At 65.8% G+C, this 15677-nt stretch carries 16 protein-coding genes; 7 read left to right on the top strand and 9 right to left on the bottom strand.

Annotation, left to right across the window (positions count from 1 at the left end):
• Positions 1-2: 2 nt before the first annotated feature.
• On the bottom strand, positions 3-344 hold the full coding sequence (locus GB927_RS13070) for a hypothetical protein (RefSeq protein WP_256117426.1): 342 nt from the start codon (positions 342-344) through the stop codon (positions 3-5).
• A gap of 251 nt (positions 345-595) precedes the next feature.
• Positions 596-1045 carry a GatB/YqeY domain-containing protein gene (locus tag GB927_RS13075; RefSeq protein WP_256117427.1) on the bottom strand — a complete coding sequence of 150 codons (450 nt, stop codon included), beginning with the start codon at positions 1043-1045 and terminating at the stop codon, positions 596-598.
• Positions 1046-1367: 322 nt separating this feature from the next.
• On the opposite strand from GB927_RS13075, the gene carA reads away from it, so the two are divergent.
• The gene (gene carA, locus GB927_RS13080; protein WP_256117428.1) at positions 1368-2576 is read left to right on the top strand and encodes a glutamine-hydrolyzing carbamoyl-phosphate synthase small subunit; all 1209 of its coding nucleotides are present in this window, start codon (positions 1368-1370) and stop codon (positions 2574-2576) included.
• Between the two features lie 59 nt (positions 2577-2635).
• Here carA and GB927_RS13085 read toward each other — a convergent pair whose 3' ends face one another.
• From GB927_RS13085 to GB927_RS13095, 3 genes are all read right to left on the bottom strand, one after another.
• Positions 2636-4021 (bottom strand): MATE family efflux transporter, encoded by a 1386-nt coding sequence (locus GB927_RS13085; RefSeq protein WP_439655489.1) that lies wholly within the window; start codon positions 4019-4021, stop codon positions 2636-2638.
• 148 nt (positions 4022-4169) lie between these two features.
• Complete coding sequence (locus tag GB927_RS13090) at positions 4170-5423, bottom strand: TCR/Tet family MFS transporter (protein ID WP_256117430.1); 1254 nt, start codon at positions 5421-5423, stop codon at positions 4170-4172.
• Positions 5424-5565: 142 nt separating this feature from the next.
• On the bottom strand, positions 5566-6468 hold the full coding sequence (locus GB927_RS13095) for a LysR family transcriptional regulator (protein ID WP_256117431.1): 903 nt from the start codon (positions 6466-6468) through the stop codon (positions 5566-5568).
• A 104-nt stretch (positions 6469-6572) separates the two neighbouring features.
• On the opposite strand from GB927_RS13095, the gene GB927_RS13100 reads away from it, so the two are divergent.
• Together GB927_RS13100 and GB927_RS13105 are read left to right on the top strand one after the other, a co-directional pair.
• On the top strand, positions 6573-7571 hold the full coding sequence (locus GB927_RS13100; protein WP_256117433.1) for an aldo/keto reductase: 999 nt from the start codon (positions 6573-6575) through the stop codon (positions 7569-7571).
• A gap of 152 nt (positions 7572-7723) precedes the next feature.
• On the top strand, positions 7724-8314 hold the full coding sequence (locus GB927_RS13105) for a phosphoethanolamine transferase domain-containing protein (RefSeq protein WP_256117434.1): 591 nt from the start codon (positions 7724-7726) through the stop codon (positions 8312-8314).
• On the opposite strand, the gene ypfJ is transcribed toward GB927_RS13105, so the two are convergent.
• A complete protein-coding gene (gene ypfJ, locus GB927_RS13110; RefSeq protein WP_256117435.1) occupies positions 8298-9224 on the bottom strand; it encodes a KPN_02809 family neutral zinc metallopeptidase in 927 nt (308 codons plus the stop codon). The two genes, GB927_RS13105 and ypfJ, sit on opposite strands and share 17 nt — an antisense overlap.
• Positions 9225-9331: 107 nt before the next feature.
• Positions 9332-9853 carry a DUF2306 domain-containing protein gene (locus tag GB927_RS13115; protein ID WP_256117436.1) on the bottom strand — a complete coding sequence of 174 codons (522 nt, stop codon included), beginning with the start codon at positions 9851-9853 and terminating at the stop codon, positions 9332-9334.
• A 91-nt stretch (positions 9854-9944) separates the two neighbouring features.
• Between GB927_RS13115 and GB927_RS13120 the strand changes: the two genes are divergently transcribed.
• From GB927_RS13120 to GB927_RS13130, 3 genes are all read left to right on the top strand, one after another.
• A complete protein-coding gene (locus GB927_RS13120; RefSeq protein WP_256117437.1) occupies positions 9945-10736 on the top strand; it encodes a LytTR family DNA-binding domain-containing protein in 792 nt (263 codons plus the stop codon).
• 82 nt (positions 10737-10818) lie between these two features.
• Positions 10819-11478, top strand: coding sequence for a dihydrofolate reductase family protein (locus GB927_RS13125; protein ID WP_256117438.1), 660 nt, complete (start codon positions 10819-10821; stop codon positions 11476-11478).
• 52 nt (positions 11479-11530) lie between these two features.
• Positions 11531-12559, top strand: coding sequence for a zinc-dependent alcohol dehydrogenase family protein (locus tag GB927_RS13130; protein WP_256117439.1), 1029 nt, complete (start codon positions 11531-11533; stop codon positions 12557-12559).
• A gap of 13 nt (positions 12560-12572) precedes the next feature.
• Here GB927_RS13130 and GB927_RS13135 read toward each other — a convergent pair whose 3' ends face one another.
• Entirely contained in the window at positions 12573-13460 is an 888-nt protein-coding gene (locus tag GB927_RS13135) for a LysR family transcriptional regulator (RefSeq protein WP_256117780.1), read from the bottom strand.
• Positions 13461-13570: 110 nt separating this feature from the next.
• Between GB927_RS13135 and blaOXA the strand changes: the two genes are divergently transcribed.
• Positions 13571-14377, top strand: coding sequence for a class D beta-lactamase (blaOXA, locus tag GB927_RS13140; RefSeq protein ID WP_256117440.1), 807 nt, complete (start codon positions 13571-13573; stop codon positions 14375-14377).
• 7 nt (positions 14378-14384) lie between these two features.
• Here the strand turns inward: blaOXA and GB927_RS13145 are convergent, their stop codons facing one another.
• Entirely contained in the window at positions 14385-15566 is a 1182-nt protein-coding gene (locus GB927_RS13145) for an FAD-dependent monooxygenase (protein WP_256117441.1), read from the bottom strand.
• Positions 15567-15677 lie beyond the last annotated feature (111 nt).

The following is a 15677-nucleotide window of genomic DNA, read 5'->3' on the forward strand; positions in this document are numbered from 1 at the left end:
CGTCAAAAGCCCATGTCCGGCGCGTAGAAACAGCGCGGCGTGTCCTCGGTCGGGTAGAGGCAGAGATGATATTCGCCATCCGGCGAGTGGCGGGTCGTATCCTGCGGCAGGCGGAAGATATGGGCGCGCGTGGCAAGCCGGTGGTCACCGGGCGCGAGCGTCACCTGGTAGCCGCCCTTGATGATGCGCACGGTCGTCGCCGGGATCATCTGGCAGTCGCCATTGTGGCTGTTGCCGTTGCAACAGAACTGCTCGTATTGCCAGCCGCTCGCCGCGTCATGCGCAAGGGCGGGGCCGGCAAGGGCGAACATGCCAAGGGGAAAAAGAAGAAAGGTCACGCGCATCGGCTCGGTCTCCGTTAACGAGAACGGCCACCGGGGCGTCTACGCATGAACAAAACCGGCGGCACAGCATGCACTTCGCCGGGGCGGGCCGATGCGCGCACGCATCGTCAGGCTCCTGTTTCGCGGTGTTTAACTGTGCGCGGCGTTTTTGGTTCCCGTCAAGGGCGCTGGATCGTGCCGCGACACGAAACGTCCACAAACAAAAAGGGCGGCTGACGCCGCCCTTCCCTGTAGATCCGGTAGTTACCGGATTATTTCAGCAGTTCCTTCACCACGCCGGAGGCCTTGGCGAAGTCCATCTGGCCGGGATAGCGCTCCTTCAAAGCGTTCATGCACTTGCCCATGTCGCGCAGGCCATGCGCGCCGGTTTCGCTGACCAGCGAGGCACAGAGTTCCTTCATCTTCTCTTCCGGAATCTGCGCCGGCATGAAGCTTTCGATCACGACGATTTCCTGGCGCTCCTGGGCGGCAAGCTCCGGGCGGCCGTTTTCGCCGAAGATCTTGGCGGATTCCTCGCGCTGCTTGATCATCTTGGCGAGGATCTGCATGATCTCGTCGTCGGCGACCGGGCCCTTGCCCACGCCGCGATTGGCGATATCGCGATCCTTGATCGTTGCCTGAATCAACCTGAGCGTCGAAACGCGGCAGGAATCCTTGGCCTTCAGCGCATCCTTCAGCGCATTTGCGAATTGCTCGCGCATCATTTTCTCCATAGGAAGCCGCCCGGCGCCGGATGCGCGAGCGGTCTTCGATAGTGCTTTCTCGTGCATGCTCATAGACCGGCAAAGGGGCCGCGGGCAAACGGATTACATAAGCGTTTGAATTTCAACGCTTTATAATTCCACGCAATCCACAGGCGGCGGTTGACCCCGTCATCCGCTTTGTCTATTTTCCGGCACCTGCACGAAATTTGGCAATCAGGGCGAACCAACGCGGGTTTCCGCGCGCCCTTGCCTGCGAGATAAATGGTGCGCGGCCGCCCGGCTTTCAAGCCTTACGCCCGGCACCGGAAACGGGATACTCATGACCTCGACCCCCGCATGGACCACCGACAAGCCGACCGCCCTGCTCGTCCTCGCCGACGGCACGGTGATCGAAGGCAAGGGCATCGGCGCCACCGGCAAGGTGACCGCCGAAGTCTGCTTCAACACGGCGCTGACGGGCTACCAGGAAATCCTGACCGACCCCTCCTATCTCGGCCAGATCGTCACCTTCACCTTCCCGCATATCGGCAATATCGGCGCCAATGACGAGGACATCGAGGACCTGACGCCCGCCGCCCGCCACGGCGCCGTGGGCACGATCTTCAAGGCCGACATCACCGACCCTTCGAGCTACCGCTCTGCAAAACATCTCGACGGCTGGCTGAAGGCCCGCGGCATCATCGGCCTCTCGGGCATCGACACGCGGGCGCTGACCGCCTGGATCCGCGAGAATGGCGCGCCGAACGCGGTCATCGCGCATGACCCGAACGGCGTCTTCGACATCGAGACGCTGAAGGCGGAAGCCAAGGCCTGGAGCGGCCTCGTCGGCCTCGACCTCGCCAAGGTCGCCTCCTCCGGCCAGTCCTCGCGCTGGAGCCAGGAGCCCTGGGTCTGGAACGAAGGCTACGCGGACCTCGCGGACGCGGACGTGAAATACCACATCGTGGCACTCGACTACGGCGTGAAGCGCAACATCCTGCGCCTCTTCGCCGGCCTCGGCTGCAAGGTTACCGTCATGCCGGCAACCTCCACCGCGGACGAAGTGCTGGCGCAGAAGCCGGACGGCATCTTCCTGTCGAACGGCCCGGGCGACCCGGCGGCGACCGGCGAATATGCCGTGCCGGTCATCAGGACGCTGATCGAGACGGGTATTCCGGTCTTCGGCATCTGCCTCGGCCACCAGATGCTCGGCCTTGCCGTCGGCGCCACGACCGAAAAGATGCACCAGGGCCACCACGGCGCCAACCATCCGGTGAAGGACCACACGACCGGCAAGGTCGAGATCGTCTCGATGAACCACGGTTTTGCCGTGGCCTCGGCCTCGCTGCCGGAAGGCGTGGAAGAAACCCACGTCTCGCTGTTCGACGGCTCGAATTGCGGCCTGCGCCTCGTTGGCAAGCCGGTCTTTTCCGTACAGCACCATCCCGAGGCCTCGCCCGGCCCGCAGGACAGCCACTACCTCTTCCGCCGCTTCATCAACCTGGTGCGCGAGAAGAAGGGCGAAGAGGCCATTCCGGAACGGGCGTAAGCTTCACCTTCCGCAAAACAAAAGGCCCCGGACGTCGCGTCCGGGGCCTTTTTTTGCATTCAGGCGGGCCGCGCCGCGCCCTGGGTCACAAGGCGATAGAAGCGCCAGTTGAGCAGGATGGCGGCGGCGGCAAGACCGCTGACGAAGCCGAACCAGACGCCGACGCCGCCGAAGCCGGCCGGGAAGGCGAAGAACCAGGCGCAGAGGAAGCCGATCGGCCAATAGGAGATCAGCGCCAGGATCATCGGAATGCGCGTGTCCTTCAGCCCGCGCAGCAGGCCGGCGGCAATCGCCTGGAGCCCGTCGACGAGCTGAAAGATACCCGCGATCACCACGAAGGGACCGGCGATCGCCAGGACGGCGGCCGAATCCTTGCCGGCCGTGTCGAGGAAGATCGAGGCGAGCGTGGTGGGTGCGACCGCAAAGAGAATGCCGCCGCCGACAGCGATGGCCGCCGCGACGACCAGCACTGCCCAGGATGCGCGGACCACGCCGAGGCGATCACCCCGGCCATGCGCCACGCCGACGCGCACCGTGCCGGCCTGCGCCAGGCCGAGCGGAATCATGAAGGCGATCGAGGCGAGCTGGAGCGCAATACCGTGCGCGGCGAGTTCCAGCGTGCCGATATTGCCCATCAGCAGCGAGGCGCCGGTGAAAAGCGTGACTTCGGCGAGCATCGTCAGGCCGATCGGCAGACCGAGCTGAACGACCTCGCGGAAGGCCTGCCAGTCCGGCCGCCAGAAACGCACGAATAGCTCGTAGCGCCGCAGCTCCGGGCGAAGCTGGATATAGGCGGTAAGCAGCAAGAAGCTCAAAATATTGACCGCGACGGAAACGATCGCCGCCCCCTCGATGCCGAGTGCCGGGAAGCCGAAATGGCCAAGCACCAGCGCATAGGCGAAGAAGGCGTTGACCGACAGGATGACGATCGTGACATAAAGTACGACGCCCGCCCGGCCATGCGCGCTGACGAGGCCGCGCAGCGTCATGAAGAGCAGCGCCGGCGCCATGGCCCATTGCGCGATCTTCAGGTAGCTGCCGGCAAGGGCCGCCACCTCCGGCTTCTGGCCGGCATAGAGCAGGATGCCCTCGACATTGTAGAAGACCGGGATCATCAGCGCCGCATAGATCAGCACCACCCACATGCCCATGCGCACCGAGCGGCGCACGGAGACGGCATCGCCCCGGCCATAGGCCTGCGCCACCATGGGCATCACGGCATTGGCGAAGCCGGAACCGAGGATGAAGATGGTGAAGAAGAACTGGCTCGCCAGCACGATTGCCGCCAGATGCGCGGCCCCCAGGCGGCCGAGGATGACCACGTCCGTCGTGTGAATGCCGAGCTGGGCGAGCTGCGCGCCGATCAACGGCACGCCGAGGGTGAAGGTCGCCCGGAAATGGGCGCCCCAGCTATTGTCCGCGCGGTGCGTGGCCATGTGCATCATAATTCTCACTTTCGTGACGCTTCGGATCACAAAGTCCCGCCGCGATCAATCGAGTAGCTGTGATCTTTTCATCAAAAATGCGCTGAATCGGGTTTCTCGCGCAGGTTTTGCGCGAAAATTTCGTCAAAACGTCACGGTTGAAAGCGCTTCAGGGCGATTGCGCGGCCAGAGTCTCGCTTGGCCCCGCATCGGCGCCGCGCAGCTTCACGATGAAAATCACGAGGCCGATGAAAAGGATCACCGCCGCCAGCGCATAGGGCGCGCCGGCAAAGACCACCGGCGCGGCCGGCCCCGTGAAGTGGCTGAAGACCTGCGTGAAGATCAGCGGCCCGACAATCGTCGTGATGCTGGAGACGCTGGTGAGCGCGCCCTGCAACTCGCCCTGGGCCGATGGCGGCACACGGACCGATGCGATCGAGCGCAGCGGCGGGTCGGCAAGGCTTTCCAGTGCCGTCAGCGCGATCACCGCATAGACCATCCAGCCCTGCCACGCTGCGGCATAACCGGAGAGGCCGAGTGCGGCGAAGGCGAGGCCGACGATCGCGGTGCGGTATTCGCCGAGCTTCGGCACGACGCGCGGCAGCACGAAGGCCATGACGACCGCCCCGCCGATGCCGAAAACGCCGAGCGACAGCCCGATCTGCCCTTCGCTCCAGCCGTAGCGGAGCGCTGCAACGAAGGGCCAGACGGAGGGGTAGACGGCATGCGCCAGCCAGTAACAGAAGAACACGAGCCCGACCCAGAGCACGCCCGGATATTGCCGCATCTGCAAGAGCGCGCCGAGCGGATTGGCGCGGGAGAACTCGAAGCGGCGGCGGTTGGCGGGCTCCAGGCTTTCCGGCAGCAGGACCCAGGCCGCGACGAAATTGAGAAAGGCGAGCGCCGCCGCGCCATAGAAAGGAATGCGGGGCCCGAATTCGCCGAGCAGGCCGCCGATGACCGGCCCGAGCGCGAAACCCGTGCCGAAGGCGATGCCCATCAGCCCGAAATTTTTCGCGCGCGTCTCGTCGGTGGAGACGTCGGCGATATAGGCGGCTGCGGTGCCGAAGCTTGCGCCGCTGATGCCGGCCAGCACCCGGCCGATGAAGAGCATCCAGTAGCTGGTGGCGAGCGCGCAGATGAGGTTGTCGATGGCGAAGGTGAGGATGCAGGCGAGCAGCACCGGCCGCCGGCCGAACCGATCCGACAGGTTGCCGATGAAGGGCGCGAACAGGAACTGCATGCCGGCATAGACGAGCAGCAGCCAGCCGCCGTCGATCGCCGCCTGGCTGATGTCGTCACCGGTCAGTTCGCGCAGATAGGTCGGCAGCACCGGCATGATGATGGCGATGCCGATCACGTCGAGAAACATGATCATGAAGACGAGAAAGAGCCCCCGCCGGGTGGACCTGGCATCGATCATGGTGTCACCTCTGGAATGATCGGCGCCCATCGCGGCGGGCAAAACGTCAGGCGAGGAGTTGTATTTCACTTTTTCCCGCGAAACAATCCGTGAACATCGCAAAATTTTTGATGATGCGGATGCGGCACACTGATGCTTCGCCTCATTCGGGCCAGGGATTGGCCTTCACGAAATCGACGAAAGCGCGCAACGGCGCCGGCATCAGGATGCGGCTCGGATAGTAGAGGAAAGGGCCGGAAAAGGTCTGGACCCACTCCGGCATTACGATCCGGAGCGCGCCGGTGGCAAGCGCCGGCGCGAGGAACTCCTCGAAGGTGCAGACGAGGCCGAGGCCGGCCTCGGCGGCGTGCAGTTCCACCTCGTTCGATCCGGAGATGAGGCAGGCGGGCGGCATCAGGGACATCTTCTCCTCACCGCGTTCGAAGGCCCAGGGCAGCACGCGGCCGCTGGCGAACCGGTGCAGGATGCAGCGATGCTGCATCAGGTCGCGCGGATGGTCCGGCGCGCCGTGCTCGGTGATGTAGGATGGTGCGGCGGCGACGACAAAACGCTGCCGGCGCGGGCCGATCGGCACGGCGATCATGTCCTGGTGCAGCGCCTCCTCATAGCGGATGCCGGCGTCGAAACCTTCGGCGAGCACGTCGACCAGGGCATCGTTGGAGGCGACCTCCAGCGTGATGCCGGGATAGGCCTGGAGGAAGGGTGTCGCGATCGGCGGCAGCACGAAGCGGGCGACGACGCCCGGCACGTTGAGCCGCAGCCGGCCGACCGGGCGGTTGCGCAGGCTGTTGACGCCATCGATCGCCGCCTCGACTTCGGCAAGCGCCGGCGCCAGGCGTTCCAGCAGGCGCTCGCCGGCATCGGTCAGCGTCACGCTGCGCGTCGTGCGGTTGAACAGGCGCAGGTCGAGCCGCCCTTCCAGCCGCCGCATCGCCTCTGACAGCGCCGAGGCGGAAACGCCGCGAAGTTTCGCGGCCGCGCGAAAACTCTTCACCCGGGCGATGGCCACGAAGGCATCGAGATCGGCAAGGGGGATTTGGCTCATTGTTTGGAAAACCGCACAAGCTGTTCAGGAGAGGACGGATTATCGCACAAAGGCCGGCGCGGTAAAAGGCTCTCGACCGAACGGCAGATCACAGGAGAGACGCCATGAAGACCACCCACCTCGGCAAGACCGGCCCCGCCGTTTCCACCATCGGGCTCGGCTGCATGGGCATGTCCGGCATGTATGGCCCGGCCGACCGGGCCGAAAGCATCGCCACCATCCACGCCGCCCTCGACGCCGGCATCAACCTGCTCGACACCGGCGATTTCTACGGCATGGGCCACAACGAGATGCTGATCGCCGAAGCGCTCAGCGACCGCCTGCGCGAGGACGTGGTGATCAGCGTGAAGTTCGGCGCGCTGCGCGGTCCGGACGGCGCGTGGAGCGGCTACGATTCGCGCCCGGCGGCGATCCGGAATTTCCTCGCCTATTCGCTGCAACGGCTCGGCACCGATTATATCGATATCTACCGCCCCTCCCGCCTCGACCCGGCCGTGCCGATCGAGGAGACCGTCGGTGTGCTCGCCGACCTCGTGAAGGCCGGGTACATCCGCCATATCGGGCTGTCGGAAGTGGGGTCGGAAACCATCCGCCGCGCCGCCGCCGTTCACCCGATCGCGGATTTGCAGATCGAATATTCGCTGATCTCGCGCGGCATCGAGGCGGACATCCTGCCGACCTGCCGGGCGCTCGGCGTCCCGATCACCGCCTATGGCGTGCTGTCGCGCGGCCTGATCAGCGGCCATTGGCAAAAGGGCGCGAGCGCCGGCGGCGATTTCCGCAGCATCAGCCCGCGCTTCCAGGAGGGCAATGTCGAGCAGAACCTCGCCCTCGTCGAGGCGCTGCGCCGCGTCGCCGAGGAGAAGGGTGCGAGCGTCGCCCAGCTCGCCATCGCCTGGGTCGCCGCGAAGGGCGCGGATATTGTCCCCCTCATCGGCGCCCGCCGCCGCGACCGGCTGGCGGAAGCGCTGGGCGCGCAGGCGGTTTCGCTGAGCGAGGCCGATCTGGCGGCCATCGAAGCCGCCATGCCGAAGGATGCGGCGGCCGGCGAGCGTTACCCCGCCGCGCAGCTTGCCCATATGGACAGCGAAAAGCGCGCCTGATTCCCCTGACGACGGGCCGCGCAGCACGGCCCGTCGTCAGCGTCCTGTCAGGTTCCTCGTGAGAGAAATGCGCGGATACACGCGGATTGTCATGCGCCGGTAACGGTGCGCGCCGAGATGTGTGCCTGCGCATCAGTTCTTGAGGACCGGCAATGTCGACCCGCTCTGCCCCGAGCCATCTTTCCGCCAGACCCAGCTTCGCGAGCCTGACGGTGAGCCTGGCGACCGGCCTCTATCTCTTCCTGATCACCAGCCGCGATTTCTGGATGGAGACCTGGGCGCTGCTCGGCGCGCGGCCGGACACGCTGGTGTTGGTGACGAGCGGCTTCTTCTGCCTGTTCATCGCCACCTGCGTCATCTTCTCGTGGAAAAACGTGATGAAGCCGCTCTTCATCCTGCTGCTGCTCATTGCAGCGGCCGCCGCCTGGTTCATGGACGATGACGGGGTGTTTCGCGCCGCGGAACAGGGCGAAGGTGCTCCCTTCCAGCCGCTGCGCTTCGCCTTTCACATGCTGGCCTTCGCCGGCATTCCGGCGGCCTTCCTGCTGTGGGTAAAGGTCGTGCACCGGCCGTTCTTCTGGCAGTTGCGCGGCAATCTCGCGATCGCCGTGCCGACGCTCGTCGTGGCGCTGGCGGTCGCGCTCACCCATTCCGGCAAATATGCCTCGATCGTCGAGGAAGACCTGAAGGTCGCCGACGGCGGCAGTGCCGCCGGCGCATCCCTCATCACACATCGCCCTTGAACGTATCGCAGGCATCGACCCGGCCGGTGTCGAAGCCGCGCTTGAACCAGCGGCGGCGCTGCTCGGATGTGCCGTGGTTGAAGCTTTCCGGCACGACGTAACCCTGCGTGCGCTTCTGCAGCGTGTCGTCGCCGATCTGGGTTGCGGCGTTCAGCGCCTCCTCCAGGTCGCCGCGCTCCAGAAGACCCTTCTGCTCGGTATATTTGCCCCAGATGCCGGCATAGCAATCGGCCTGGAGCTCGACGCGGATCGACATCTGGTTGGCCTCGACCTCGCTCATGCGCTGGCGCTGCTGGTTGAAGCGCGGCAGCACGCCGGTGAGGTTCTGCACATGGTGGCCGACCTCGTGGGCGACGACATAGGCCTGCGCGAAATCGCCCGACGCGTCGAACTTGTTGGCGAGTTCGTCGAAGAAGCTCATGTCGAGATAGAGCTTGCGGTCGCCCGGGCAATAGAACGGGCCGGACGCCGCCGAGGCAAAGCCGCAGGCGGACTGAACGGAGCCCGAGAAGAGCACCATCTTGGGCTCCTCGTAGCGTTCGCCGGCCGTCTGGAAGATGCCGTTCCAGGTGTCTTCGGTCTCGGCAAGCACCGTCGCCATGAAGGCCTTGCGTTCCTCTTCCTGCGGCGAGGAGCGCTGGCTGGCGCTTTCCGTCTGCTCGAAGCCCGGCACGCTGACCTGCCCGCCGCCCTCGCCCATCACCTGCAACAGGTCGATGCCCATCGCCTTGAAGATGAAGTAGATGACGACGAGGAAGATGATCGTGCCGATGCTCATACCGCCGCCGGCGCGACGTCCGCCGCCCATCGGAATACGGAACCCGCCATTGCCGCGGCCGAGCGAAGGGCCGCCCCCGGCCCCGCGCTGGTCCTCGACATTGCTCGACTGACGGCGACCTTTCCATTCCATGGCGCATTTCCCCGAATTGATTGCCGACGAACGTCCACAAAGTGAATTCGTTCCTCAGCACCAGCTTATAGGGCCTGGCGGGCGCCTTGCAAAATGAAAAGCAGCCGTCAGCGCCGACGGAAAACCGCCGGCAGGCGATCGAGCCAACCGGCCTCGCGAACGGCCAGCCCACCCGCCGCGACGAGCAGCACGCTGACGATGGCGGCCGCCAGCCCGCTTGCCAGACCGGAGGCGCCATCGAAGATCATGGCGCCCATCACGCGGTGCGGCACCAGCGTGAAAAGCCCGGCCACGACGATGCCGCCGAAATACATGCCGGCCACATGCGCGCGGTGCGCGCGGATATCGCGGCGGCGCGCGGCACGGATCGCCGGCACGCTGCCGACGATGACGTAGACGGAGAGCAGATGGATCGGGCTGAAGTCGCCGATCACCTTTAGGTCGTGGATGAAGAAGGTCGAAAAACTCGTCGCAACCATCAGCAACAACCAGATTTTTCCAAGGAGACGATGGGCCGGCGTGCCCTTCGGACGGGCGAGCAGGACGGCGCCGAGCACGGCCGCCGGCAGCACGGTCGCCACATGGAACTGGACGGCGGAAGGGGCGTTGAGAAGCGGCTCGAAGGTCATGGCGGGCTCCGGATGCGGTTGAAATCGCTCCGGTCTTCAGACATTGATCGGATCGCCTCAAACGCTTTGGCCCGAATGGACGGAAAACTTCGTGGAACGCCCCTTCCTGCAATCCGCGCTTCGTGAACTGCAGGTCTTCCTGCGCTCGCCCCGCTTCTGGGCGACCTTCGGCGCCGTCGTTCTGATCTTCTGGGTGACCGGCCCCTACGGCACGTCTCAGCGGCTTGCCGCCGTGCCGCGCCTCGGCTTCTGGCTCGTGCTGCACGCCGTCGCCTGGGGCATAGCCATCGTCACCATCGTCGTCGTCAACACGCTGTTTGCCCACCGCATCCCGAGCCTTTTCGGCCGCATGGCGCTCGGCACGCTGATTGCCGGCGTGCCCGTCGGGCTTGCGACGGAAGCGATCAGCCTGCTGACCTTCGGCGGCACGATCACTCCTTCCGTGCTCGCCGAAAGCATCGCGACCGGCCTCCTGCTCTCCGCTCTGTTCTGCGGCCTGACCTTCATGACGATGAGCAGCAAGCAGGCGCAAGCGCTCTCTCCGGCGCCTGCGCGGGAGGAACGGGCCGAGGTCTTGCTGCTGCGGCGCCTGAAGCCGGAAAACCGCGGTGCGATCTTGCATCTCACCGTCGCCGACCACTATACCGAGGTGACGACGAGCCGCGGCCGGGAATTGATCCTGCTGCGCTTTTCCGATGCGCTGGAGGAACTCGGCCCCACGCCCGGCCTTTCCGTGCACCGTTCGCATTTCGTCGCCGACGCCCATGTCGAAAAACTCCTGCGCGGCGATGGCCGGCTCACGATCCTGCTCAAGGACGGGCGGGAAATACCGGTGAGCCGCAGCCGGGCCGAGGCGGTGCGCGCCCGCTGGGGCCGCGGCTGATAATTTTTCAGCCCCGTGTCGGATCGCCCTTTCGCCGCGCGTCTCTAGATATCAGTCAAGCGATCACGCGAGGAGAAGACCCATGAGAAAGATCAATGTCGGCGCATTCGTCAGCCTCGACGGCGTCATGCAGGCGCCGGGCGGGCCGCTGGAGGACCCGATCGGTGGCTTCAAGTTCGGCGGCTGGGTGGCCCCGCTTTTCGACGAGAAGGGCGGTGCCGCGGTCGGCGAGATGTTTGCAAAACCCTTCGACCTGCTGCTCGGCCGCAAGACCTACGACATCTTCGCCGCCCATTGGCCCTATGTCGAGAAGGACGACCCGATCGGCCCGCTCTTCGACCGCATCAACAAATATGTCGCGACCCGCAACCCGGCCTTCAGGGCCACCTGGCAGAACAGCCACGTTCTTGGCGCAGACGCAATCGCCGCCGTGAGGGCGTTGAAAAACGAGGACGGACCGGACCTGCTGACGCAGGGCTCGACGGAGTTCCTGAAGGCGCTGTTCGAAAACGACCTCGTCGACGAGATCAACGTTTTCACCTTCCCGGTCATCCTGGGCAAGGGCAAGCGGCTGTTCGGCGACACCGCCTTCCCGCGCGCGCTGACGCTCGTCGATTCGCGCACCAGCGACACCGGCGTCGTCATCAGCAAATATGCCCGCGCCGGCGAGGTCACCACCGGCTCCTTCGAGTTCGACACGCCGACCGATGCCGAACTAAAGCGTCGCCGCAACCTGACTTGACCGCGCCGGCCGTTCCCGCTCCTAATCCTCTCGAGGAAAATGGGAGGACGGCATGAAGGCGGCGCGGCTGGAAGCGATCGGCGGATTTTTCGTGCGCGAGGTGGAAAAGCCGGTGCCCGGCCCGGACGACCTGCTCGTGCGGATTGAAGCCGCCGGCATCTGCGGCACGGACCGCCACCTCTTCCACGGCGAATTCCCCTGCAAGCCGCCGGTGACGCTTGGCCATGAATTTTCCGGCATCGTCGAGGCGGTCGGCCATGCCGTCATCCATTTTCGCCCCGGCATGCGCATCACCGGCGATCCGAACATCCATTGCGGCCGCTGCGCCCAATGCCAGCGCGGCCGCGTCAACCTCTGCGAAAACCTGCAGGCGATCGGCATTCACCGCGACGGCGGTTTTGCCGAATATGTTCTGGTGCCGCAGAAGCAGGCCTATGAACTGCCCCTCTCGCTGCCGCCGGAACACGGCGCTTTCTGCGAACCGCTCGCCTGCTGCCTGCACGGCATCGACATGGCGGGCATAGAGCCCGGCAGCTCCGTCGTGATGCTCGGCGGCGGGGTGATCGGCATGCTGGTCGTGCAGCTCGCCCGCCTTGCCGGTGCCGCCTCCGTCATCCTGGTCACCCGTCAGGCGGTGCGCCGGGCGCTCGCCGAGGAGATCGGCGCAACCGGTTCCTTCGACCCCACCGCCAGCGACGTCATCCAGGGCATCGCCGGAAAGGCCGGCCTGCTGCCGGGCGGGGCGGACGTGGTCATCGAATGCGCCGGCGTGGCCGAAACGGTGGAGCAGGCGCCGAGACTTGCGCGCAATGGCGGCACGGTGGTCATTCTCGGCGTGATGCCGCAGGGGGAAACCGTGGCGTTCGAGCCCTTCGACCTGCTCTTCCGCGAGGTGAAAATCCTGACCTCCTTCGTCAATCCCTTCACGCACGGCCGCGCCGCCGCCCTCATCGCCGCCGGCACGATCAAGGTCGACCGCCTGGTCTCCCGCCGCATCGGCCTCGATGAACTGCCGGATGCGGTGACCAATCCGCCACGACCGGGCGAGGTGAAGGTGCTGGTCATGCCGGGACTGGCCTAGGACCAATCGACATTCAGCTCAGCCCCTCCTCCGCCACCGCCTGTTCCAGCCAGGCCGCGAAGGCGGACATGGCGGGGCTGACGCTGCGCGACTGCAGTCGGGTCAGCCAGTAGCTGCCGAGCGTCACGCTGGTCTTGAACGGCTGCACCACCGCCCCCGCCCCCAGCAACCGCGAAAACATCAAGGGCGGCGCGAGGCCGACGCCCGCCCCTTGCAGCACCACCTCCATCATGGCGAGCGAGGTATCGAAGACGATGGCGTTCTGCGGCGGCGGCGTGCGCGGCAGCCCGGCGGCCTCGAACCAGCGCGTCCACTCATCGCGGCGGTAGGAGCGCAGCAGCGTCATGCCGAGCAAGTCGGCGGGCTCCTTCAGGTCGCGCGCCACCGCGGGAATGGCGAGCACCGAGAGCGGCGCGTCGAACAGGCGGACCGCATCCGTGCCATGCCAGGCGCCGGCACCGAAGCGGATGGCAAAGTCGAGGCCCTCGGCGGCGAGGTCCACGCGGTTGTTGTTGGTGGAAAGCCGCACCTCCACGAAGGGATGGCGCTCGCGGAAACTCGCCAGCCGCGGCAGCAGCCAGCCGACCGCAAAGGTGCCGACGGCGCCGATCGTCAGGATTTCCCGCACATGCCCGCCGCGAAAGCGCTCCACCACGTCAGCCATGCGGTCGAAGCTGTCGCGCAGCACCGGCAGCAGGCTTTCGCCCTCCGCCGTGATCATCAGCCCGCGCGGCAGGCGCTTGAACAGCACGACACCCAGCTGGTCCTCCAGGCTCTTCACCTGATGGCTGACGGCCGCCTGCGTCACGTTCAGCTCGATCGCCGCGCGCGTAAAACTCAGGTGCCGGGCGGAGGCTTCGAAAGCGCGAAACGCGTTCAGCGGCAGATATGGCCGAACCATGGCAATGCCCCAGTTTTCCTCATGGCTGAGACCAGTATTGATCTTTTGCCAGACCATCAAAGCATTGCTATCCAGAATGCGCAAGCCATTCAAAATTCGAGGAAAACGTGATGGACATCCGTCTTTTCGCGGCCGGCGTCCTGCTGGCCGCGGGCATGAGCGTGCCGGCGCAAGCCCGCATTATTTGTACCATCGTCGCCGATGCGGGAAGCGACGAGGTCTTTCTGGAAAAGGGCGACTGCACGACCCGCGTGACGCCCGCCTCCACCTTCAAGGTGCCGCTCGCCGTGATGGGCTACGATTCGGGCTATCTCGAAGACGCCGAGGAACCGGTGCTGCCCTTCATGAAGGGTTATCCGGACTGGGGCGGCGATGCCTGGCGGCAGCCGACCAGCCCGAAGCGCTGGATGGAATTGTCCGTCGTCTGGTATTCGCAGCGCATCGCCGAATTCCTCGGCTACGAGCAGCTGCGCGACTATGCCGACGCTTTCGGATACGGCAATGCCGACATGGCGGGCGATCCCGGCAAGGACAACGGCCTGGAACGCGCCTGGATCGCCTCCTCGCTGAAAATCTCGCCGCGCGAACAGGTGGAATTCCTGAAAAAGCTGGTGAACCACGAACTACCGGTCGCCGCCGATGCGATGGACAGGGCCATGGAGATCGTCGAGCGGCGCGACATCGAGGACGGCTGGGGCGTGCAGGGCAAGACGGGCATGGCCTATTCCCGCAAGGCCGACGGTACGCCGGAATACGGCCGCCCCTATGGCTGGTATGTCGGCTGGGCGCGCCGCGACGAGCGCACCGTCGTCTTCGCCCGGCTGATACAGGACGAGAAGAAACAGGAACCGCGCACCAGCCTCAGGGCACGCGACAGCATCCTGAAGGAACTGCCCGGCATTCTCGCGACGGACTGACCCGCGCTCAGCGCGTGGGAACCATTCCAAGCCCTTTGCGGGCAAGGCCCGAGACGTTGAGGGCGAGCTTGCGGCAGAAGACGGGCGAGGTGCCGAGAAGCCGCAGGGCGATATTGCGCAAGGTCCGGCCGATGCGGCTGCGGACCGTCGCGATCTTCGTCAGGCGGCCTGCCAGTTCCAGCACCTCGGCCGCCGCCGGCCGACGCTTCTCCTCATAGAGGTCCAGCGTCGCCTCCGGCGCCTTGCCGGTGAGCACGTCGGCCAGCAGCCGGCCAAGCACGACGGCATCGACGAGCCCCGTGTTCATGCCCTGCCCGCCGGCCGGGCTATGCACATGCGCGGCATCGCCCATGAGGAAGAACGGCCCGGCGCGGTAACGCGAGGCGACCCGGTGGTGCACGCGAAACCGCGAACTCCAGATCACGTCGCGCACCCTGCTGACGCCCTTGCGCAGCCCGCGCGCGTCGAGAATCGCCTGCACCAAGGCCACGTCCGGCGCCTCCGGCGCGTCCTCGACGGGGGCCACGATGCGATAGCGCCCGCCCGGCAGCGGCGCGACGACGGCCATGCCCTCCGGCGAAAAGAACAGCGACACCTCGTCGCTCAGTGCCCAGTCCATATGCACGTCGGCGAGCACGAAGGATTCGCTGTAGGTCTCGCCATCGAAGGTGATGCCGGCAGCGCTGCGCACCACACTGTGCATGCCGTCGCCGCCGACGACATAGCGGGCGCGGATGCTCTGCACACCCTCGGGCGTATCGAGATGGACGACCGCACCCGTCGCGTCCGGCTCGATCGTCGTCGCCGAAGCGCCGCGATATATCGTGCCGCCGAGGCTCGACAGCCGCTCGGCAAGGATCGTCTCCGTCTCGTCCTGCGGGATCATCAGGATCTGCGCATAGCGCGACGGCAGCATGGAAAAGTCGAGCTCCAGCAGCGCCTTGTCATGCTCGCGCAGCGCAAAGCGCGTGAGCGGCAGGCCACGCTGCTCCAACACGTCGGTGACGCCGATATGCTCCAGCACCTCCAGCGTATGCGCATGGATGACGGCCGCCCGCGACGTGTTCTGGCCGGCGGCCAGCCGGTCGACGATCACATGGGCAACGCCCGCCTGTTGCAGGGTGACGGCCAGCGCAAGGCCGGTCGGCCCTGCCCCGACGATCAGGACATCCGTTTCTTGCGGCAGCATGGTCCGGCCTCCCAGATCAACATATATTTCCGCTCGCTTTCGGCCTTGCCTCGGGCCGTTCGAACCAAGGGTATATCGGGCGGGCGCGGCGCTGGAAACAGAGCGGCACTT

This window comes from Shinella lacus (assembly GCF_010994755.1).
GTDB lineage: Bacteria > Pseudomonadota > Alphaproteobacteria > Rhizobiales > Rhizobiaceae > Shinella > Shinella lacus.

What these genes read in the sequence shown, in the direction of transcription:
- GB927_RS13070 (WP_256117426.1), bottom strand. Translation starts at nt 344, where the DNA reads ATGCGCGTGACCTTTCTTCTTTTTCCCCTTGGCATGTTCGCCCTTGCC.
- GB927_RS13075 (WP_256117427.1), bottom strand. Translation starts at nt 1,045, where the DNA reads ATGCGCGAGCAATTCGCAAATGCGCTGAAGGATGCGCTGAAGGCCAAG.
- carA (WP_256117428.1), top strand. Translation starts at nt 1,368, where the DNA reads ATGACCTCGACCCCCGCATGGACCACCGACAAGCCGACCGCCCTGCTC.
- GB927_RS13085 (WP_439655489.1), bottom strand. Translation starts at nt 4,021, where the DNA reads ATGATGCACATGGCCACGCACCGCGCGGACAATAGCTGGGGCGCCCAT.
- GB927_RS13090 (WP_256117430.1), bottom strand. Translation starts at nt 5,423, where the DNA reads ATGATCGATGCCAGGTCCACCCGGCGGGGGCTCTTTCTCGTCTTCATG.
- GB927_RS13095 (WP_256117431.1), bottom strand. Translation starts at nt 6,468, where the DNA reads ATGAGCCAAATCCCCCTTGCCGATCTCGATGCCTTCGTGGCCATCGCC.
- GB927_RS13100 (WP_256117433.1), top strand. Translation starts at nt 6,573, where the DNA reads ATGAAGACCACCCACCTCGGCAAGACCGGCCCCGCCGTTTCCACCATC.
- GB927_RS13105 (WP_256117434.1), top strand. Translation starts at nt 7,724, where the DNA reads ATGTCGACCCGCTCTGCCCCGAGCCATCTTTCCGCCAGACCCAGCTTC.
- ypfJ (WP_256117435.1), bottom strand. Translation starts at nt 9,224, where the DNA reads ATGGAATGGAAAGGTCGCCGTCAGTCGAGCAATGTCGAGGACCAGCGC.
- GB927_RS13115 (WP_256117436.1), bottom strand. Translation starts at nt 9,853, where the DNA reads ATGACCTTCGAGCCGCTTCTCAACGCCCCTTCCGCCGTCCAGTTCCAT.
- GB927_RS13125 (WP_256117438.1), top strand. Translation starts at nt 10,819, where the DNA reads ATGAGAAAGATCAATGTCGGCGCATTCGTCAGCCTCGACGGCGTCATG.
- GB927_RS13130 (WP_256117439.1), top strand. Translation starts at nt 11,531, where the DNA reads ATGAAGGCGGCGCGGCTGGAAGCGATCGGCGGATTTTTCGTGCGCGAG.
- GB927_RS13135 (WP_256117780.1), bottom strand. Translation starts at nt 13,460, where the DNA reads ATGGTTCGGCCATATCTGCCGCTGAACGCGTTTCGCGCTTTCGAAGCC.
- blaOXA (WP_256117440.1), top strand. Translation starts at nt 13,571, where the DNA reads ATGGACATCCGTCTTTTCGCGGCCGGCGTCCTGCTGGCCGCGGGCATG.
- GB927_RS13145 (WP_256117441.1), bottom strand. Translation starts at nt 15,566, where the DNA reads ATGCTGCCGCAAGAAACGGATGTCCTGATCGTCGGGGCAGGGCCGACC.